At 64.6% G+C, this 20,284-nt stretch carries 18 protein-coding genes; 11 read left to right on the top strand and 7 right to left on the bottom strand.

The features are described from left to right. Nucleotides 1–122: 122 nt before the first annotated feature. The 4 genes from B3P22_RS03095 to B3P22_RS03080 form a co-directional block, all read right to left on the bottom strand. A complete protein-coding gene (locus B3P22_RS03095) occupies nt 123–1,025 on the bottom strand; it encodes a bile acid:sodium symporter family protein (RefSeq protein WP_296269818.1) in 903 nt (300 codons plus the stop codon). 443 nt (nt 1,026–1,468) lie between these two features. Next, the gene (gene pyrF, locus B3P22_RS03090; protein ID WP_296269817.1) at nt 1,469–2,170 is read right to left on the bottom strand and encodes an orotidine-5'-phosphate decarboxylase; all 702 of its coding nucleotides are present in this window, start codon (nt 2,168–2,170) and stop codon (nt 1,469–1,471) included. 323 nt (nt 2,171–2,493) lie between these two features. After that, nucleotides 2,494–3,411: a response regulator gene (locus tag B3P22_RS03085; protein WP_296269831.1), complete on the bottom strand. Its 918-nt coding sequence runs from the start codon at nt 3,409–3,411 to the stop codon at nt 2,494–2,496. Beyond that, nucleotides 3,408–4,682 (bottom strand): sensor histidine kinase, encoded by a 1,275-nt coding sequence (locus B3P22_RS03080; protein ID WP_296269830.1) that lies wholly within the window; start codon nt 4,680–4,682, stop codon nt 3,408–3,410. Before B3P22_RS03080 ends, B3P22_RS03085 begins: the two co-directional genes overlap by 4 nt. Before the next feature lie 260 nt (nt 4,683–4,942). Here B3P22_RS03080 and B3P22_RS03075 point away from each other — a divergent pair, with 260 nt between their 5' ends. From B3P22_RS03075 to B3P22_RS03060, 4 genes are all read left to right on the top strand, one after another. Then, nucleotides 4,943–6,337 (top strand): ethanolamine ammonia-lyase subunit EutB, encoded by a 1,395-nt coding sequence (locus B3P22_RS03075; RefSeq protein ID WP_296269816.1) that lies wholly within the window; start codon nt 4,943–4,945, stop codon nt 6,335–6,337. Next, nucleotides 6,337–7,101, top strand: a complete 765-nt coding sequence (gene eutC / locus B3P22_RS03070; protein WP_296269815.1) for an ethanolamine ammonia-lyase subunit EutC — start codon at nt 6,337–6,339, stop codon at nt 7,099–7,101. The genes B3P22_RS03075 and eutC overlap by 1 nt, the downstream gene beginning before the upstream one ends. Before the next feature lie 55 nt (nt 7,102–7,156). Next, nucleotides 7,157–7,330, top strand: a complete 174-nt coding sequence (locus tag B3P22_RS03065; protein ID WP_161865283.1) for a DUF2897 family protein — start codon at nt 7,157–7,159, stop codon at nt 7,328–7,330. A 66-nt stretch (nt 7,331–7,396) separates the two neighbouring features. Continuing rightward, nucleotides 7,397–8,155: a CPBP family intramembrane glutamic endopeptidase gene (locus B3P22_RS03060; protein WP_296269814.1), complete on the top strand. Its 759-nt coding sequence runs from the start codon at nt 7,397–7,399 to the stop codon at nt 8,153–8,155. Here B3P22_RS03060 and B3P22_RS03055 read toward each other — a convergent pair. Together B3P22_RS03055 and B3P22_RS03050 are read right to left on the bottom strand one after the other, a co-directional pair. After that, on the bottom strand, nt 8,106–8,924 hold the full coding sequence (locus B3P22_RS03055) for a substrate-binding periplasmic protein (protein WP_419096405.1): 819 nt from the start codon (nt 8,922–8,924) through the stop codon (nt 8,106–8,108). The genes B3P22_RS03060 and B3P22_RS03055 overlap by 50 nt on opposite strands. Before the next feature lie 204 nt (nt 8,925–9,128). Next, on the bottom strand, nt 9,129–9,752 hold the full coding sequence (locus tag B3P22_RS03050; protein WP_296269812.1) for a TetR/AcrR family transcriptional regulator: 624 nt from the start codon (nt 9,750–9,752) through the stop codon (nt 9,129–9,131). A 221-nt stretch (nt 9,753–9,973) separates the two neighbouring features. Here B3P22_RS03050 and B3P22_RS03045 point away from each other — a divergent pair, with 221 nt between their 5' ends. The 7 genes from B3P22_RS03045 to B3P22_RS03015 all read left to right on the top strand — a co-directional run bounded on the left by B3P22_RS03045 (nt 9,974) and on the right by B3P22_RS03015 (nt 19,601). Beyond that, nucleotides 9,974–11,761, top strand: coding sequence for an acyclic terpene utilization AtuA family protein (locus tag B3P22_RS03045; protein ID WP_296269811.1), 1,788 nt, complete (start codon nt 9,974–9,976; stop codon nt 11,759–11,761). A gap of 234 nt (nt 11,762–11,995) precedes the next feature. Next, entirely contained in the window at nt 11,996–12,865 is an 870-nt protein-coding gene (locus tag B3P22_RS03040; RefSeq protein ID WP_296269810.1) for an SDR family oxidoreductase, read from the top strand. A gap of 4 nt (nt 12,866–12,869) precedes the next feature. Then, on the top strand, nt 12,870–14,486 hold the full coding sequence (gene atuC / locus B3P22_RS03035; protein WP_296269809.1) for a geranyl-CoA carboxylase subunit beta: 1,617 nt from the start codon (nt 12,870–12,872) through the stop codon (nt 14,484–14,486). 25 nt (nt 14,487–14,511) lie between these two features. Beyond that, on the top strand, nt 14,512–15,672 hold the full coding sequence (gene atuD / locus B3P22_RS03030; protein WP_296269808.1) for a citronellyl-CoA dehydrogenase: 1,161 nt from the start codon (nt 14,512–14,514) through the stop codon (nt 15,670–15,672). 57 nt (nt 15,673–15,729) lie between these two features. Continuing rightward, nucleotides 15,730–16,527, top strand: a complete 798-nt coding sequence (gene atuE / locus B3P22_RS03025) for an isohexenylglutaconyl-CoA hydratase (RefSeq protein ID WP_296269807.1) — start codon at nt 15,730–15,732, stop codon at nt 16,525–16,527. A gap of 167 nt (nt 16,528–16,694) precedes the next feature. Beyond that, nucleotides 16,695–18,683, top strand: coding sequence for an acetyl-CoA carboxylase biotin carboxylase subunit (locus tag B3P22_RS03020; RefSeq protein WP_296269806.1), 1,989 nt, complete (start codon nt 16,695–16,697; stop codon nt 18,681–18,683). 93 nt (nt 18,684–18,776) lie between these two features. Next, the gene (locus B3P22_RS03015) at nt 18,777–19,601 is read left to right on the top strand and encodes an SDR family oxidoreductase (RefSeq protein ID WP_296269805.1); all 825 of its coding nucleotides are present in this window, start codon (nt 18,777–18,779) and stop codon (nt 19,599–19,601) included. A gap of 167 nt (nt 19,602–19,768) precedes the next feature. Here the strand turns inward: B3P22_RS03015 and B3P22_RS03010 are convergent, their stop codons facing one another. Beyond that, the gene (locus B3P22_RS03010; protein WP_296269804.1) at nt 19,769–20,263 is read right to left on the bottom strand and encodes a hypothetical protein; all 495 of its coding nucleotides are present in this window, start codon (nt 20,261–20,263) and stop codon (nt 19,769–19,771) included. Nucleotides 20,264–20,284: the final 21 nt, after the last annotated feature.

The raw sequence follows: 20,284 nt of genomic DNA, 5'->3' as shown, positions 1-20,284 counted from the left end.
TGCAATCCGGGAACGCTTTGCCAGGCCGCCCCGGATTGCATCCGGGCCACGGTTTCCGTCGAAAGTGGGAGGGGCTTTAGCCGCGATCATCGCAGGCAAAGCCTCTCTCACTCTCGCTGGCTCTAGGCCCTCTCCCCGTGCGCCACCGGCTCGGCCAGTTCGGCGCCATGCACACGATTGACCCACAAGCCGAACAACGCCGCCGTGATGAACATGATCAGGCTGTAGATGGCCGCAGGAATCGCCATGGTCGGGTTGTTCAGCAGTGCCGGGCTCAGCGCCAGGGCGATGGCCAGGGTGCCATTGTGAATGCCGATTTCCATGGCGATGGCGATCGCCTGACGCAGGTTGAGCTTGAGCAAGCGCGGCACGCAGTAACCCACCGCCATGCTCAGCAGGTTGAAGGCCAGCGCCGCACCGCCAACCGAAGGCGCGTAGTCAACGAAGGTGCGCCAGTCCTTGGCCGCCGCCAAGAGGATGATCAGCAGCAGGAACATCGCCGAGACGATCTTCACCGGCTTCTGCATGCGCTCGGCGAACGCAGGGAAACGGCTGCGCAACCACATGCCGATCGCCACCGGGCCGAGGACGATGATGAACACCTGCACCACCTTGGCGAACTGCAGCGGAATGGCCTGATCGGCGGACATGAAGTACGCCAGCGACAGGTTGACGATCAGCGGCATGGTCAGAATCGCGATCACCGAATTGACCGCGGTGAGGGTGATGTTCAGCGCCACGTCGCCATGGGCCAGGTGGCTATAGAGATTCGCCGTGGTGCCGCCCGGCGAAGCCGCCAGCAGCATCAGGCCGACGGCCAACGCCGGTGCCAGGCCGAACGCCTTGGCCAGGAAGAAGCAGGCCAGCGGCAACAGCAGCAACTGACAGGCCAGGCCGATCAGCACCGGCTTGGGGAATTTGGCCACGCGGGCGAAGTCGGCCAGGCTCAGCGACAGGCCAAGCCCGAGCATGATGATGCCCAGCGCAGCGGGAAGGAAAAACGTCAGCAAGGGATCGGCGGTCATTATTGTTATCGCTCCAGTTGAACCTGGCAGGATTTTGCGCAGTCAGGCCACCACTGACAGTGGCCCTGCGTGCCAACCTTAGCCTGCTTGCAGACTACCGGGCTAGAGCCATTAGCTTGCCGTGGCTCGATCGCTCGCGGCCAGTGCATGGCCGGCGGTGAACGCAGCGTGGTCATTGCACAGAGGCGAGCGGCTTGAGTCGATACACCCGGTCGGAGCGTAACAGCGGCCAGCAAGCCCTGTTCGAACTCGATAGCGCCGTTGTTGAAGGCGTGATCCAGGCGACCGTACCGCGCCAGCGCGGCGTCCATGCGCCTTGGCACGGGTCACAGTGCAGCCATCTGGTTGAATTGGCGCGGAGTCCGACTGGCAAGCCAAACGCCGAGCATCATCAATGACCTGAGTAGAGGGTCATGCAGGGCGCTGATGGCGCGCCCTGGCAATCAGCCCTGCAGCTCGGCGACCACCGCAGTCAGTGCCTGCGCCGGGTCGGCTGCCTGGCTGATCGGGCGGCCGATCACCAGGTAATCGGAGCCGGCCTCCAGCGCCTGGCGCGGGGTGAGGATGCGTTTCTGATCATCGGCGCTGCTGCCGGCAGGACGAATGCCCGGTGTCACCAGCTGCAGGCGTGGCTGCGCGACCTTCAGCGCGCGGGCCTCCTGCGCCGAGCAGACCAGGCCATCGAGCCCGGCCTCGGCGGCCAGACCGGCCAGGCGCAGCACCTGCTCCTGAGGCGGCACATCGAGACCGATGCCGGCCAGATCCTGCTGTTCCATGCTGGTCAGCACCGTCACACCGATCAGCAGCGGCTTGGCACCCGCCAGCTTGTCCAGCTCGTTGCGGCAGGCCGTCATCATGCGCAGACCGCCAGAGCAATGCACGTTGACCATCCACACACCCATTTCCGCCGCGGCCTTGACCGCCATCGCCGTAGTGTTGGGAATGTCGTGGAATTTCAGATCGAGAAACAGCTCGAAACCCTTGGCCTGCAACGCCTCGACCACCTGCGGCCCGCTGCGGGTGAACAGCTCCTTGCCGACCTTGACCCGGCACAGCGCCGGATCGAGCTGATCGGCCAGGGCCAGAGCGGCATCCTGGCTGGGAAAGTCGAGGGCGACGATGATCGGAGTTTGGCAGGCGGGCATGGGCAAGTCTCGGACAGATAAAAAACGCCGCGCATTGTAGCGCAAAGCTCGCCGGCACTGGTCGCGGCTGAAGCCCTGCCGTCAGCAGCCCGTAGCCGGATGCGATCCGGGGCAACCTTGCACAGCGTCCCAGGTTGTACCCGAGCTGAGGAAGCCCGCGTAGCTGGCGGTGCGCACGGGGCACCCTACGCACCAATGCCGTAGCCCGGATGCAATCCGGGGCGTTGGCTTCGGCACAAAGGCATCGCGGCTGAAGCGGAGTGCCGCCCAGCCGCTCCTACAGATAGCCACAGCCGCGAAAACGCTTAAGGGCAGCCAGCCGATCAGGCAATCAGACGCTCACGTAGGCGCCCGAGCATGCCCATCAGGCTGCCCACCTTCTCCTGTTCGCGCTCGTCACGCGGCACCTCGGCCAGGCGGGTGACCAGCTGTTGCGGCTGCGCGCGCCAGATCAAGGCCTGCTCGGCAGCGGCCTTCAGGCCCTTTTCGAACAGACCACGGCGAACCGGCTTGGGCAAATAGCGGAAGATTTGCGCCTCGTTGACCAGGCGTAGCAGCGCCTGGGTATCCTGAAAGGGCGTGACCACCAGGCTGAGCAGGCGTGGATGGGCTTGCGCCAGGGTCTTGAGCAGCGGCGCGGTGTCTTCGCCGGCCAGTTTCAGGTCGCTGACCAACATGTCCACGCGCTCGTTGTTAAGCTGCAGCATGGCCTCGGCCAGGTTGCGCGCACGCAGCAGGCGATGCCCGCCCGCGACACAGAAGTCGCCGACGACGCCGAGCGTATCCGGCTCGTCGTCGAGCAACAGCAGGGTCAGCGGCGCGCTCAGTTGCTCGCTGGCGACGGTTTGCAGCGGCTGCGCCTGGCGCATGGCCAGTTCAGCCGCCTGGCGCAGGGTGAAGGCCATTTCCTGCTGATCCCAGGGCTTGGTCAGGTAGCGGAAGATGCCGCCGTTGTTCAACGCCTCCACCGCGGCATCCAGATCGGAATAACCGGTCAGCAGAATGCGCAAGGTGTTCGGCGCGATCTCGCGCGCTTCGGCGAGCAGCTGCGCCCCGCTCATCTGCGGCATGCGCTGATCGCTGACCAGCACATGAATCTGCTCCTCGCGCAGGCGCTGCAACGCGCGCAGCGGGTCGCTTTCGGTCAGCACCTCGTAATGGCGGCGAAACTGCAGGGCGAGACTGCGCAGAATGCGCTCCTCGTCGTCGACGAACATGATGCGAACGGGTGCGGACATCAGGCGCTCCTTTTCATGGCGACGGTGGCGGGCAGTGGCAGGCTGATGAGAAAGCGCGTGCCTCGCCCCGGCTCGGAGGCAACGCGAATCTGGCCGCCATGGTCCTGGACGATCTTGTAGCTGATGGACAGCCCCAGGCCGGTACCCTGGCCGACCGGTTTGGTGGTGAAGAAGGGATCGAATATCTTCGCCATGACCTCGGGCGGCATACCACGGCCGTTGTCCTGCAGCGAGACGTGGATGCCCTGGGCATCGGCCCAGCTGCGAATCTGGATGCGCCCCATGCCATCGATGGCATGGGCGGCGTTGGTCAGCAAGTTGAGTAGCACCTGGTTGATCTGCGATGGCGCGCAGGCGATACGCGGCAGCTCACCCAGTTGCTGCACCACTTCGGCCTTGTCCTTGATGTTATTGCGAGCGATCAGCAGCGCGCTGCGGATGCAGTCGTTGAGGTCGACTTCCTCGCTCATGGCGCGATCGAGACGGGCGAAATCCTTGAGACCGACCACCAGTTCGGCGATCTGCTCCAGGCCGTAAAGGGTGTCGCCATACAGCTGCTGCAGGTCCTCGGCGAGCAGCTCCGGCGCGGCCTGTTGGCGAGCCTGCTCGGCAGCCTGCAATGCCTGAGCAAGGCTCGCCTCGTCACAATCGGGGTCGTTCAGACACTGACCCAGCCGCGCCTGGGCGGCGGCCAGCTCGAACAGCGGCTCGCTCAGCTCGCGCAGCAATTGCACGTTGTTTTTCACGTAGCCCAGCGGCGTGTTCAGTTCATGGGCGACGCCGGCGACCATCTGCCCGAGCGATGCCATCTTTTCCGACTGCAGCAGTTGCGCCTGGGATTCCTTGAGGTCCACCAGTGCCTGGCGCAGCACGCGGTTGCGCTGAGCAACGCGCGCCTCCATGGCTTTGAGCAGGTCCAGTACCGTGCCCAGACCGCAGTACTCGCCCTGAGCATTAATCAGGATGAAGTCCTCGGTGATCGGATACTGCAGCTGGGCGGTGACCTGCTTGGAAGCCTCCTCCAGGTTTGCTTCGAGGCTGACGATCAGCGGTGCGGTATTCATCACGTCGCCAACCGGGTGACGGCCGCGCAGATCGCGTCCGAAGCGCTGCATGAAGATGTCCTGCAGCGTGACACGGCTGACCAGGCCAAGCGGCCGATTGTTTCCGTCCACTATCGGCAGAGACAGGAAAGCGCGATGTTCGGCCGCCAGGAACAAGTCGGCGACCTCGTTGATACTGGTCGATGCGGCTAGCGGGTTGACGTCCCGCATCAGCGATTGCAGCGCTCTGGCATGGGTCACGAACGGCCTCCCCGTGCGTTCGGAAAGCCGTCATTCAAACAGTGCCAGGTTGCCATCATGTGACAGCCATCACACGCAGATGCGCCAGGTGGGTGCATCGAGCCCTCCTCTGCACCCTTTTCATTCACCGGATACGACCGGCACGCGCCAGAGGCTGTGCGCACTCGGCAATCCAGGCCTGGCATGAGCGCTGCACGGCAAGCACATCCTTTTCGCCACGGGTTGCAGCCATGTCCTACCAGACCACCATCGGCAAGCTGGTCTACCGTTTCGCCGACCTCAAGGCGCTGCTGGCCAAGGCCAGCCCGGCGCGCTCCGGCGACTACCTGGCCGGCCTGGCTGCCGCCACCTATGAAGAGCGCATGGCGGCCAAGCTGGCGCTGGCCGATGTGCCGCTCAAGCGTTTTCTCGACGAGGCGCTGATCCCCTACGAGCAGGACGAAGTCACCCGCCTGATCATCGACCGCCATGACGCCGCCGCATTCGCCCCGATCAGCCACCTCACGGTCGGCGACCTGCGCGACTGGCTGCTGCTGGAGAAGACCGACAGCGCGCGACTGGCCTCAGTGGCCACCGGGCTGACACCGGAGATGGTCGCGGCGGTGAGCAAGCTGATGCGCAATCAGGATCTGATCCTGGTGGCGCGCAAATGCCGGGTGATCAGCCACTTTCGCAACACCCTGGGCCTGCCCGGGCACCTTGCCGTGCGCCTGCAGCCCAATCATCCCACCGACGACGTGCGCGGCATCGCCGCCAGTATGCTCGACGGCCTGCTCTATGGCTCGGGCGACGCCACGGTCGGCATCAACCCGGCCAGCGATTCGATGCCAACGCTGATGCGCCTGTGGCAGATGTTGGACGAGGTGCGCCAGCACTTCGAGATCCCCATGCAGAGCTGCGTGCTCACCCATGTCACCACGCAGATCCAGGCCATCGAGGCCGGCGCGCCGGTTGATCTGGTGTTCCAGTCCATCGCCGGCACCGAGGCCGCCAACGCCGGCTTCGGCGTCTCCCTGGCGATCCTGCGCGAGGCTCACGAGGCCGCACTGTCGTTGGGACGCGGCACTTTGGGTGATAACGTCATGTATTTCGAAACCGGCCAGGGCAGCGCGCTGTCGGCCGGCGGCCACCATGGCGTCGACCAGCAGACCTGCGAGGCACGCGCCTACGCCGTGGCCCGCGAGTTCCGCCCGCTGCTGGTCAACACCGTGGTCGGTTTCATCGGCCCGGAATACCTCTTCGACGGCAAGCAGATCATCCGCGCCGGGCTGGAGGATCATTTCTGCGCCAAGCTGCTCGGCCTGCCGATGGGTTGCGACGTCTGTTACACCAACCACGCCGAAGCCGATCAGGACGACATGGATAGCCTGCTCACCCTGCTCGGCGCGGCCGGCATCAACTTCATCATGGGCATCCCAGGCGCCGACGACATCATGCTCAACTACCAGAGCACCTCGTTCCACGATGCGCTGTACCTGCGCAGCGTGCTGGGCCTGAAACGCGCCCCGGAGTTCGATGCCTGGCTGGCGCGCATGGCCATTACCGAACCGACCGGCCGCCTGCGCGACATCGGCCACGGCCACCACCTGCTCAAGCAACTGCCGCATATCTCGGGAGCCGCGTGATGACCGACGACCTGATCCAGCACAATCCCTGGGACGAATTGCGCGCGCACACCTCGGCGCGCATCGCCCTCGGCCGCGTCGGCTGCAGCCTGCCCACTCGCGAGGTGCTCAAGTTCGGCCTGGCCCACGCCCAGGCGCGTGACGCCGTGCATCGCCCGCTGGACTTCGCCGAGCTCAGGCATCAGTTGCACACAGCCGGTTTTCGCGCGCTGAAAGTGCGTAGCAACGCCGAAGACCGGCAGACCTACCTGCTGCGACCGGATCATGGCCGTCACCTGCACGGCGACTGCCAGGTGCAACTGCAACACGAACTGCCTGCGCCAGAAATCGCCATCGTGCTGGCCGACGGTCTGTCGGCCATCGCCGTACAACGCCATGCCCTGCCGTTGCTGCAGGCCTTTCGCAATCGCTTCGATACCGACTGGGCCAACACGCCAGTGGTGCTGGCCGAGCAAGGGCGCGTGGCGATTGGCGACGGTATCGGTGAAGCGCTACGCGCCCGCCTGGTGATCGTGATGATTGGCGAGCGTCCGGGCCTGACGTCGCCGGACAGCCTGGGCCTGTACCTGACCTATGCACCACAGCTGGGCTGCCCGGACAGCGCGCGCAACTGCATCTCCAACGTGCGCCCGGAAGGTCTGCCCTACGAGCTGGCCGCGCACAAGCTCGACTACCTGGCGCGCCAGGCGCTACGGCTGCAACTGAGCGGCGTACGGCTCAAGGACGAGAGCACCCTGCAAGCCGTGGCACTACAGGCCAACTGACAAGTCTCCGAACGCGGGGTATGGTGAAGGCTCAATTCCCCCGTGAGGACTCGTCATGCCCTGGTACGTCTGGCTGTTGCTGGTACTGGTCTTCGGCTCGGTGATCGGTAGCCTGCTGGTGCTGCGTAGCAGCGCCAAGAAAATGCGCCTGAGCGAGGACCAACTCGAACGCATGCGTAAACGCGCCATCGAGCAGGAAGCAAAGGACGCGCGCGAGCGCCAGCGCTAGGCGCGTCCATCCCCTCGCCTGCGCAGACAGCCTGCTAGACTGCGCGCCTTCCAAGGAGAAGGTGCCATGCCCCTGCATCTGCGCTTGCTGTTCCCCGCGCTTACCCTCGCCCTGGGCACGGGGCTAGGCTTCATCGAGCCCATCGGCCTGCTGCTGGGCAGCCTGTTCGTCATGCTCATGCTAACCGGCGAACGGTATCTGCCGAGGTGGCTATGGCTACCCTTGATTTTGCTCGGCGGGATCGCTTTGGCGGCACATCTCGTCCCTGGTTTCCGCCCCTGGCAACTGTGGCCGCCGCGCCTCGTCAGCGCCGATGCTGCGCCCTACGGTCTGCGTCTTTCCTGGGACAAGCTGCTGCTGGGCACCGCTCTGCTGGCCTGGTGGCTGGGGCAACCCCGCCGACCCGTCATATCGCTGCAACGGGCCTGGCTGGCGTGCCTCGTCACCCTGATGCTGATACCGGTTCTCGCCATGGCCTTGGGGCTGGTCGCCTGGCAACCCAAATGGCCGCAAGGGCTGCTGCTGTGGTTGGCAGTCAATCTCGGTGTGGCGGTGCTAGCGGAGGAGCTGTTGTTTCGCGGCGTGCTGCAACCGGCGCTGGTCAGGCGTCTGGGTACCTGGCCCGGCTTGCTGCTGACGGCTGGCCTGTTCGGCGCAGCCCACTTGCCTTTCAGTGCGCTATTCGCTGTGGTGGCGACTTGTGCAGGATTGGGCTATGGGCTGGCCTTTCACTACAGCGGCCGCATCAGCCTGGCCATCGCGCTGCATGCAGCGGTCAATCTGCTGCATATTTCGTTGCTGAGCTACCCGCTAAAGCTGGCATGACGGCAATTCGGTAAGGCGAGAAGATGCGCTGCAGCTCGCCGCTGACCCGCAGTTGCTCGAGCAACGCAGTGAAGCGTTCAGGGCTTATCGGCGCACCGCGACGAATCATCGCGTGATGGCGATACACCTGATCGATTCGCTCGGAGATCAGCAACTGGCGTGCATGATCGCGATTACGCTTGATGAAATCGTAAAGGTTCGAGCGAGTGACCAGCGCGACATCGGCTCGCCCGCGCAGCACCATCAGCAGATTGCTGTCATGCGAATGGCCGAGGTTGGCGTTGAAGGTGGTAGTGAGGAACTCCGGATCGCTGTTGAACTGGGCAAAACCGTAGTGATAACCCCGGTAGAGTGCCAGGCGCTTGCCAGCGAGCTGCTCGAAGTATTGCTGGCCGCGCAGTTCCTCGCTTCTGGCAACGAATAGCTCGGCATCCTCCAGGCCCATGTCGATGGCTTCGGCGTCGATATCCTGCCAGCCCCACTCGGGATTCTCGAATATCGCCATGTCGATACGCCCGCGCTGCAGGTCGCCGAAACGGCGCACGATGGCAGTGGGCAGCATGGTGAAGTGGTATTCGCTCTGCGCGTTATTGAGCGCCTCGAGCAATTGCGGCAGAAGCCCGCTCGACTCCTGCAGGTTGGACTTGATCACATAGGGTGGGAAATGCGCGCCGCCGACCTTGACCACCTCGGCAGCGCAAAGAAAACCGGCAAGCAACAGACACAAGGCACCCACACATCCATGAACCCAGCGCCGCATATGCCGCATCTCGAATCCTCAATTCCTTCTGCCAGTGGAGTGCAGCCTACCCGAGTCTCTTCTGACCGACCAGATAGATTTTATGGCGTCAGCACTTTGTTGTCTGATAGCAGACGATAGCCTCAATTTAAGGCATTAGCGCAGCGCCAGCCGACTCGTTGCCACGGCAGATGACTCCTGCGCCGGTCCGGATTTGCTCTGCTCCGAAGCGGCTCAGAGGTCCTTGCACACCAGCGACAATGCCTCTTCAGCCAGCTGGTCCAGGCTCATCGGCCCCTGAGGGCGGAACCAGGTGTTGGTCCAGCTCAGTGCGCCGGTGAGAAAACGCCGCTGAATGAAAGGATCGCCCTTGAAATAGCCGGCCTCGCGCGCCTCGCCCAGCACCGCCAGCCAGATCTGCTCGTAGGTATCACGCAGTGCCAGCACCTGCGCCTGGCCGTCTTCCGACAGCGAACGCCATTCGTAGACCAGCACCGCCATGGCCTCACCGGTGCCGCCCATGATCGATTGCAGCTCGCAGCGGATCAGCGCCAGCAAACGTTCGCGGGTGCCCTGCGCAGTGGCCAGCGCGGCACGCATCAGGGCGGTGTTGTAGATGATGGTTTCCTCCATCACCGAGCGCAGGATCTCATCCTTGCTCTTGAAGTGATGAAAGATGCTGCCCGATTGAATACCGATGGCCGCGGCCAGGTCTCGCACCGTGGTGCGCTCGTAACCCTTGCTGCGGAACAGGTGGGCGGCCATCTGCAACAGCTTGCCGCGGGCACTGTCCGGATCGGTCACTTGGCCACTGTCGACCAACTCCTGCATCACGGCCTGGGCCTTGTGTTCATCCACGCTGACTTCTCCCCTGCTTGCCCTGCTCGGCGATTGTTCTGATGAATTCTTCATGCTGCCGGCAAGTGCTTGTCTTGCTTGATGAAATGTATGCGGCAGCAGCTGACCAAGCAAGCGCTTGGGCGCACTTTTGGCCGAATCACCCTAGCGCGACGCTTTTCAACCAAGCGCTTGCTTGGTAATGTCGACTCACCTTCTCAGTGTGTGACGGGCCAATTCCAATGAGCAAAACCGTACGCATCGGCTGCGCCTCGGCATTCTGGGGCGATACCTCCACTGCTGCCGCCCAGCTTGTTCGGGGTGCCGAGCTGGATTACCTGGTGTTCGACTACCTGGCCGAGATCACCATGTCGATCATGGCCGGCGCCCGCATGAAGAAGCCGGATGACGGCTACGCCCGCGATTTCATCGAGGTGCTCACCCCGTTACTCGGCGAGCTGGCGGCGAAGAAGATTCGCGTCATCAGCAACGCCGGTGGGGTCAACCCGATGGCCTGCGCTGCGGCCCTGAGCGCCGCCTGCGAGCAGGCCGGGGTGAACCTGAAGATCGCCGTACTGCACGGCGACAACCTGCAACCCAAGCTCGGCGAGCTGGTCAAGTCCGGCACCCGCGAGATGTTCACCGGCGCCGGGTTGCCGCCTTTCTGCGTATCGGTCAACGCCTATCTGGGCGCGCCGGGCATCGTCGCCGCGCTGGAACAGGGCGCCGACATCGTCATCACCGGCCGCGTGGTCGACAGCGCCGTGGTCAGCGCCGCCCTGGTGTACGAATTCGGCTGGACCTGGAGCGACTACGACAAGCTGGCCCAGGCTGCGCTGGCCGGGCACATCATCGAATGCGGCGCGCAGTGCACCGGTGGCAACTTCACCGACTGGCGCGACGTGCCGGACTACGAGCACATCGGTTTTCCCATCGTCGAGGTAGAGGACGATGGCCGTTTCGTCGTGACCAAGCCGGAGAGTTCCGGCGGCTTGGTCACGCCTTTTACCGTTGGCGAGCAGATGCTCTACGAGATCGGCGACCCGCGCGCCTATCTGCTGCCAGACGTTAACTGCGACTTCACTCAGGTCGAGCTGAGCCAGGTTGGCAACAACCGCGTGCAGCTCCAGGGCGCAAGGGGCCTACCGCCCACCGACCAGTACAAGGTCAGCGCCACCCACCCGGACGGTTTCCGCTGCACCGCCAGCTTCCTGCTCGCCGGCATCGATGCCGTGGCCAAGGCCGAACGAGTCAGCCAGGCGATCATCAACAAGACTGAAGAGATGTTCGCCGAACGCGGCTGGGGCCGTTATCAGGAAGTCAGCATCGAGCTGCTCGGCAGCGAGGCCACCTATGGTGTCCATGCCCACCGCACGTACTGCCGCGAGGTGGTGGTGAAGATCGCCGCACGCCATGCCAAGAAGGAGGCACTGATTTTGTTCTCCCGCGAGATCGCCCAGGCCGCCACCGGCATGGCGCCGGGCCTGACCGGCATCGTCGGCGGCCGCCCCACCGTCTACCCGGTGATCCGCCTGTTCAGCTTCCTGGTGGACAAGAGTGCCTGCGCCTTGAGCGTCGAGATCGATGGTGAACGCCAGCCGGTCGCCCTGCCCCAGATCGATACCTTCGACCCAGCCCAGCTTCGTGCACCAGCCGCTCTGCCCGTAGCAATGGGTGAAGCCGACGCTGCCGTACCGCTGCTCCGCCTGGCCGTGGCCCGCTCCGGCGACAAGGGTAATCACAGCAACATCGGCGTGATGGCGAGAAAGCCCGAGTACCTGGCGTGGATAGCCGCTGCGCTGACGCCCGAAGCCGTGGCCAATTGGATGGCGCATACCCTGGACGCCGAACAGAGCCGCGTCAGCCGCTGGTATCTGCCGGGCAGCCACAGCCTCAACTTCCTACTGGAAAACGCTTTGGGCGGTGGTGGCGTCGCCAGCCTGCGCATCGACCCGCAGGGCAAGGCGTTCGCCCAACAGTTGCTGGAATTCCCGGTGCCGGTACCCAAGGCGCTAGCCGAAAGCCTGTAGGAGCGAGCTCTGCTCGCGAACTGTGGGAGCGGACTTGTCCGCGAATGGTTAGAAGCCTCGCGGACGAGTCCGCTCCCACCGAAGATCGCAAGAACAATAAGTCGTAGGTGGATGACGCTTTTTCCATCTACCGGCTTATTGCGGAAAACGCTTTGCGATTTCCACTTACAACCAGATCAATAGCGCACCACCTTGACATAGCGGTGCCCACGGTAAGGTCGAAGGACAACAACAATGAGCTACGACTCCGTATTCAAACCTGGTCTGTTCGATGACCAGACCATCCTGGTCACCGGCGGCGGCAGCGGCATCGGTCGCTGCGTGGCCCACGAACTGGCCCACCTGGGCGCCCATGTGGTGCTGGTCGGGCGCAAGCAGGAAAAGCTGGAGAAAACCTGCGCGGAGATAATCGAGGATGGCGGCAGCGCCAGCTTCCAGGTCTGCGACATCCGTGACGAAGAAGCCGTGAAGGCCATGGTCGGCGCAGTGATCAGGGAGCACGGGCGCATCCACCAGCTGGTGAACAACGCCGGCGGCCAGTTCCCCGCGCCGCTGATCGGCATCAACCAGAAAGGCTTCGAGACCGTGGTGCGCACCAATCTGGTGGGCGGCTTTCTGGTAGCCAAGGAAGTCTTCATGCAGAGCATGAGCAAGCACGGCGGCAGCATCGTCAACATGCTCGCCGACATGTGGGGCGGCATGCCCGGCATGGGCCATTCGGGCGCGGCGCGGGCCGGTATGGAGAACTTCACCAAGACCGCCGCCTACGAGTGGGGCCACGCCGGCGTGCGGGTCAACGCCGTGGCGCCGGGCTGGATCGCCTCCAGCGGCATGGACACCTACCCCGAGTCGATGAAGAACATGATCCGCAACCTCAAGGATCACGTGCCGTTGCAGCGTATCGGCACCGAGTCCGAAGTGGCCGCCGCCATCGTCTTTTTGCTCAGCCCAGGCGCCAACTTCATCAGTGGCAATACCATCCGCATCGATGGTGCCGCCAGCCAGGGCACCCGCGCCTGGACACTGGGCAAGGCGAAAAACAGCGAGCCCTATAACGGTTTCCACCGGGCCTACCTGCCCGACGTACTGAAAGATCAGGAGTAAGGCGATGCCCGTGATCCAATCGGAAATCGACGTGCATGGCGAAGCCTTCGCGCAGAACCGCGAAGCCATGCTGGCGGCCATCGCGACCTTCCGCGACGTGGAGCAGAAGGTGCTCGACAAGGCGCAGGAAGCCAAGGCCAAGTTCGACAAGCGCGGCCAGTTGCTGCCGCGTGAACGCATCAACCTGCTGCTCGATGCCGGCGCTCCCTTCCTCGAACTGGCCTCGCTGGCCGGCTACAAGCTGCACGACGACAAGGACGGCAGCCAGGCCGGCGGCGGCATCATCGCCGGCATCGGCTACATCGCCGGCGTGCGCTGCCTGGTGATCGCCAACAACAGCGCGATCAAGGGCGGCACCATCTCCCCCACGGGCCTGAAGAAATCGCTGCGCCTGCAGCAGATCGCCTTCGAGAACAAGCTGCCGGTGGTGACCCTTGCCGAAAGCGGCGGCGCCAACCTCAACTACGCTGCCGACATCTTCGTCGAGGGCGCCCGCGGCTTCGCCAACCAGGCGCGCATGTCCGCCATGGGCCTGCCGCAGATCACTGTGGTGCACGGCTCCAGCACCGCTGGTGGGGCCTACCAGCCGGGCCTATCGGATTACGTGGTAGTGGTGCGCGGCAAGGCCAAGATGTTCCTTGCCGGCCCGCCCCTGCTCAAGGCCGCCACCGGCGAGATCGCCACCGACGAGCAACTCGGCGGCGCCGAGATGCACGCCCAGGTCGCCGGCACCGCCGAGTACCTGGCGGAGAATGACGCCGACGGCGTACGCCTGGCGCGCGAGATCCTTGGCATGCTGCCGTGGAACCAGCAGTTGCCGGCGCGTCCGGCAAAAAGCTGGCGCGAGCCACTGTACCCGGCCGAGGATCTGCTCGGCCTGGTGCCGGCCGATGCCAAGAAACCCTACGACGTACGCGAGATCATCGCGCGCATCGCCGATGGCTCGGAGTTCCTCGACTTCAAGAACGAGTTCGACAGCCAGACCGTCTGCGGCCACCTGCAGATCGAAGGCCAGGCCTGCGGTTTCATCGGCAACAACGGCCCGATCACCCCGCAGGGCGCGGCCAAGGCGGCGCAGTTCATCCAGCTGTGTGAGCAGAGCAACACGCCGATCCTGTTCTTTCACAACACCACCGGCTTTATGGTCGGCACCGAGTCCGAGCAGAACGGCGTGATCAAGCACGGCTCGAAGATGATCCAGGCCGTGGCCAACGCCACTGTGCCCAAGCTCACCATCGTCGTCGGCGGCTCCTACGGCGCTGGCAACTACGCCATGTGCGGCCGCGGCCTCGATCCACGCTTCATCTTCGCCTGGCCCAACAGCAAGACCGCCGTGATGGGCGGCGCCCAGGCCGGCAAGGTGCTGCGCATCGTCACCGAGGAAAAGCACGCCAAGGAAGGCAAGGAAGCCGATCCGAAGATGCTCGACATGCTGGAAACGGTGACCGCGCAAAAGCTCGACAGCCAGTCCACGGCGCTGTACGGCACCGCCAGCCTGTGGGACGACGGTCTGATCGACCCACGCGATACCCGCAAACTGCTGGGCTTTTTGCTGGACATCTGCGCCGAAGCCAACCTGCGGCCTCTGAAATCCAACCGTTTCGGCGTCGCCCGTTTCTGACCCTTATCATCGGAGCACAACAACAATGATCTTCACCCAGGAACACGAAGAACTCCGCCGCACCGTGCGCAACTTCGTCGACAAGGAAATCAATCCGCACGTCGACGAGTGGGAAAAGGAAGGCCGCTTCCCCATCCATGACATTTTCCGCAAGGCCGGCGAACTGGGCCTGCTGGGCATCTCCAAGCCGGAGAAATTCGGCGGCATGGGCCTGGACTACAGCTACTCCATCGTCGCCGCCGAAGAGTTCGGCACCATCCATTGCGGCGGCATCCCCATGTCCATCGGCGTGCAGACCGATATGTGCACCCCGGCCCTGGCGCGCTTCGGCTCCGACGAACTGCGTGACGAGTTCCTGCGCCCGGCCATCAGCGGCGAGATGGTCGGCTGCATCGGCGTTTCCGAGGTCGGTGCAGGCTCCGACGTGGCCGGTCTGAAGACCACCGCACGCAAGGACGGCGACGACTACGTAATCAATGGCAGCAAGATGTGGATCACCAACTCGCCGTCGGCCGACTTCATCTGCCTGCTGGCTAACACCAGTGACGACAAGCCGCACGTCAACAAATCGCTGATCGTGGTGCCAATGAAGACGCCCGGCATCACCGTCAGCCCGCACCTGGACAAACTCGGCATGCGCAGCTCCGAGACCGCCCAGGTGTTCTTCGACAACGTGCGCGTGCCGCAGCGCTATCGCATCGGCCACGAAGGCGCCGGCTTCATGATGCAGATGCTGCAGTTCCAGGAAGAGCGCCTGTTTGGCGCGGCCAACATGATCAAGGGCCTGGAGCACTGCGTCGACACCACCATCGACTACTGCAAGCAGCGCCACACCTTCGGCCAACCGCTGATCGACAACCAGGTCATCCACTTCCGCATGGCCGAACTGCAGACCGAGATCGAAGCCCTGCGCGCGCTGGTGTACCAGGCCACCGAGCAATACGTGAAGGGCCGTGACGTGACCAAGCTGGCGTCGATGGCCAAGCTCAAGGCCGGCCGCCTGGGCCGCGAGGTGTCCGACGCCTGCCTGCAGTACTGGGGCGGCATGGGCTTCATGTGGGACAACCCGGTGTCGCGCGCTTACCGCGACGTGCGCCTGGTAAGCATCGGCGGCGGCGCCGACGAAATCATGCTCGGCATCATCTGCAAGCTGATGGGCATCCTGCCGGGGAAAAAGAAGGGCTGACCCGTACCACCCAGACCGTTGCGGCGGGTTTCACCCGCCCTACACCGAGGCTATGCGATGAACGACCTGCCCCACTGCGAAACCCTGCTGCTGAACCTCGACGGTGGCGTGCTGAACGTCACCCTCAACCGCCCGGACAGCCGCAACGCCATGAGCCTGGCCATGGTCAGCGAACTGCGCGCCACCCTGGAGGCCGTGCGGCATGATCAGAACGTGCGCGCCGTGGTCCTGCGCGGCGCCGGCGGGCATTTCTGCGCCGGTGGCGATATCAAAGATATGGCCGGCGCCAGAGCCCGCGGCGGTGACGCCTACCGCGAGCTGAACCGCGCCTTCGGTGCACTGCTGGAAGAGGCCCAGGTCGCGCCGCAGGTACTGGTCGCTGTGCTGGAAGGCGCCGTGCTCGGTGGCGGCTTCGGCCTAGCCTGCGTGTCCGACGTGGCCATCGCCGCCAGCGGCGCCAAGTTTGGCCTGCCGGAAACCACGCTGGGCATTCTGCCGGCGCAGATTGCCCCCTTCGTCGTGCACCGCATCGGCCTGACCCAGGCCCGCCGCCTGGCCCTGACCGCCGCCCGCTTCGACGGTGCCGAGGCCCTGCGCCTGGGCCTGGTGCACTACTGCGAGAACGATGATGCTGCTCTGCAGCAGCGCCTGGACGAGACCCTGGAGCAGATTCGCCAGTGCGCGCCGCAGGCCAACGCCCAAACCAAGGCCCTGCTGTTGGCCAGCGAACGCGAAGCCCTCGGCCCGCTGCTCGACCGCGCCGCCGAACAGTTCGCCGCCGCCGTGACTGGCGCCGAGGGCGTCGAAGGCACCATGGCCTTCGTGCAGAAGCGCAAGCCGAAGTGGGCCCAATGATGGATTGGACGGACGGGCACTACCGACAAAGACCGTAGGGTGGATGTCGCTTTTCACATCCACCGATCCAGACGAGCCAAACGGTGGATCGATAAAGCGCGATCCACCCTACGCCAGAACACCGTAGCCCGGATGCAATCCGGGGAGCGTCCCACAGGAGCACAAAGATGCCCGCATTCAACAAGATCCTGATCGCCAACCGCGGCGAGATCGCCTGCCGGGTGATGCGCACCGCCATCGAACTCGGCTACCGCACCGTGGCGGTGTACTCCGAGGCCGATGCCGACGCCCGCCACGTGCAGATCGCCGACGAAGCCGTTTGCATCGGCCCGGCCCAGGTCAACCAGTCCTACCTGCGCATCGACGCTATCATCGAGACGGCGCGCAAGACCGGCGCCGACGCCATCCACCCCGGCTATGGTTTCCTCTCCGAGAACGCCGATTTCGCCCGCGCCTGTGAAGCAGCCGGCATCGTCTTTATTGGCCCGACCGTGGAAGCCATCCACCTGATGGGCAGCAAGCGCCTGTCCAAGATCGCAATGCTCGAAGCCGGTGTGCCCTGCATCCCCGGCTTTGAGGGCGCCGCCCAGGATGACGAGACCCTGGCCAGCGAAGCCGAACGCATCGGCTACCCGCTGATGATCAAGGCCAGCGCCGGTGGCGGCGGCCGCGGCATGCGCCTGGTACAGGAATCCGCCGAACTGCTGGGACAGATCCGTACCGCCCGCTCGGAGGCGCAGAACGCCTTCGGTTCCGGCGAACTGATCCTAGAACGCGCGGTGATCCGCCCACGCCATGTGGAGATTCAGGTCTTCGGCGACCAGCACGGCAATATCGTCTACCTTGGCGAGCGCGACTGCTCGGTGCAGCGCCGCCACCAGAAGGTAGTCGAGGAGGCGCCCTGCCCGGTCATGACGCCGGAGCTGCGCAAGGCCATGGGTGAAGCTGCGGTCAAGGCTGCAGCCTCGGTGAACTACGTCGGCGCCGGCACCGTGGAATTTCTCCTCGATACCTCCGGCGAGTTCTTCTTCCTGGAAATGAACACCCGCCTGCAGGTGGAGCACCCGGTCACCGAGCTGATCACCGGACAGGATCTGGTGGCCTGGCAGATTCGCGTAGCCGAAGGCCAGTCTCTACCGCTGCAGCAGGAGGACATTCGCCTCACCGGTCACGCCATGGAAGTGCGCCTGTACGCCGAGGACTCGGCCGCCGGCTTCCTGCCGCAAACCGGCCAGGTGCTGCGCTGGGAGCCCGAACTGCTGGCCGGCGTACGCATCGACCACGGCCTGGTCGAAGGCCAGGCCGTCACCCCCTTCTACGACCCGATGCTGGCCAAGGTCATCGCTTACGGCGCAACCCGTGACGAAGCCCGGCGCAAGCTGGTGCGCGCCGTCGAGCAGTGCGTGCTGCTGGGCGTAAACGGCAATCAGCGCTTTCTCGCCAACCTGCTCAAGCATCCCGAGTTCGCCGCCGGCAACGCCACCACTGCGTTTATCGCCGAACACTTCGCTGATGACCCCAGCCTGCACCCGCACCCGGCCAGCCTGGCCGAGTTGGCCATGGCCGCCGCCCTGCTCTACCAGGTCTCGGCCGACGCCCGTGCGCATCAGCCCGGCCTGTCCGGCTGGCGCAGCGCCGGCAGTGCGCCCTGGCGTTTCGTCCTCAAGCAGGGCGAACACAAGCACGCCGTGGAGCTGGACGTACTCGCCAGCGGCCAACAGGCGCAACTGCGTGTGCGTCGGGGCGAGGAACAACTGCCTGTGCGCCTGCTGGCCAGCGACGGCCGCTGGCTGACCCTGGAACTGGACGGCGTACGCCGCCGCCAGGCCTACCACATCGAAGGTGAGCATCTGTGGCTGTATGGTGAGCACGGCAACCTGGAACTGGTTGATGTCACCCACGAGCCGGCCGGCGGCCAGAACGCCGCCAGCAGCGGCGCGGTGAAGGCACCGATGGATGGCGCCATCGTCGACGTGCTGGTCGCCGAAGGCGCCAGCGTGAGCAAGGGGCAACTGCTGGTGGTCCTGGAAGCGATGAAGATGGAGCACCCGCTCAAGGCTGGCGTAGACGGTATCGTCCGCCGCGTTGGCGTGAGTCAGGGCGACCAGGTGAAGAATCGCCAGTTGCTGGTGGAAATCGAAGCTGTAGAGGCCTGATATATCGCTGTGGGAGGGGCTTTAGCCGCGAGCGTTGTTCATCGCGGCTAAAGCCCCTCCCACGGCCCCATAACAACAAGAAGGAGCACGCCCATGTCACTTTCCGGCAAGACCCTGTTCATCACCGGCGCCAGCCGTGGCATCGGCCGTGAGATCGCCCTCAAGGCCGCCGCGGATGGCGCCAACATCGTCATCGCGGCCAAGAGCGCCGAGCTACACCCGAAACTGGAAGGCACCATCTTCAGCGTCGCCGCCGAGGTCGAAGCCGCTGGCGGCAAGGCCCTGGCCCTGCAGCTGGACGTTCGTGACGAACAGGCCGTGGCGGCCGCCATGGCCCAGGCCGCCGAGCACTTCGGCGGTATCGACGCCCTGGTCAACAACGCCGGGGCGATCAAGCTGGTGGGCGTGGAGAAACTCGAACCCAAGCGCTTCGATCTGATGTACCAGATCAACACCCGCGCGGTGATGGTTTGCAGCCAGGCAGCCCTGCCTTATCTGAAACAGAGCGCCAGCGGCCACGTCCTCAACCTCTCCCCGCCGCTCAACCTTGACGCCAAGTGGTTCGCCCAGCACGGCCCCTACACCGTCACCAAGTACGGCATGAGCATGCTCACCCTGGGCATGAGCGAGGAGTTCAAGAAGTACGGCATCAGCGTCAATTCGCTGTGGCCGAAGACCATGATCGCCACTGCCGCCATCGAGTTCGAGCTGGGCAGCCGCGACGCCTTCAAACGCGCACGCACGCCAGCGATCATGGCCGACGCGGCCCATGCGATTCTGACCAGCCAGGGCCGCAGCCTCACCGGGCGCCTGCTGATCGACGAAGACATCCTGCGCGAACGGGGCGTCAGCGACTTCGAGCAGTACCGTTTCGATCCCGCTGGCGGCAGCCTGGTGCCCGACCTGTTCGTCGATTGAAACCTCGGCGTTGGCACCGTAGCCCGGATGCAATCCGGGTAAATCCGTGCTCGGACCGGGCTGACTAGAGTCAGGACTCTGCCGTAGGGCGGGTACAACCCGCCAGTTCACCGATGACGGGTTGCTACCGCGCTGGACTATCCGGGCGATCCCTGCCCTCCAGACGGCTACTGCTTGAACTCGAACTGCACCTCGGCGCCCTCGATGGAATCCCAGTAGTCGTCCACCCGCTCGTTGCTAATCAGCCGACCGCTGATCTGGAACGGGCTCTGAGCTTCGGGTTTCTCGCCAAATAACGGTGGCAGCACCGGCGAGAGTTCCTCGCGGGTTTCACTTTCCAGCACCTGCTCGAACAGCTCCTGCGGCACGCTGAGATCCAGCGCCAGCTTCGGTTCAGGCTCGGCCGGCTTGGCTTTTGCTGCCACGCCAGGCTCGGGTTTGGCGGCGACGGGTGCTTTGGCGGGCGCCGCGGGCTTGCTTTCGACTGCCTTGGCAGGCGGCGCCGGTTCGACAGGCTTGGGCTTGACGACCTCGGCAACGGGCTCAGGCGTTGCCACCGCTGCCGGTTCAGGCTCGGATTGCTGCGCGACAGGCTCCGGCTCGCGCTCGCAGGCGCTCAGCCAACCCAGGCACAGTAGTAACAGCAGGAACTTACGCATCATGGGACTAGGGTAACTCGATCA

The sequence above is a fragment of the Pseudomonas sp. UBA6323 genome (assembly GCF_002439135.1).
Classification (GTDB): domain Bacteria; phylum Pseudomonadota; class Gammaproteobacteria; order Pseudomonadales; family Pseudomonadaceae; genus Aquipseudomonas.
This window is presented reverse-complemented; position numbering and strand designations above follow the sequence as displayed.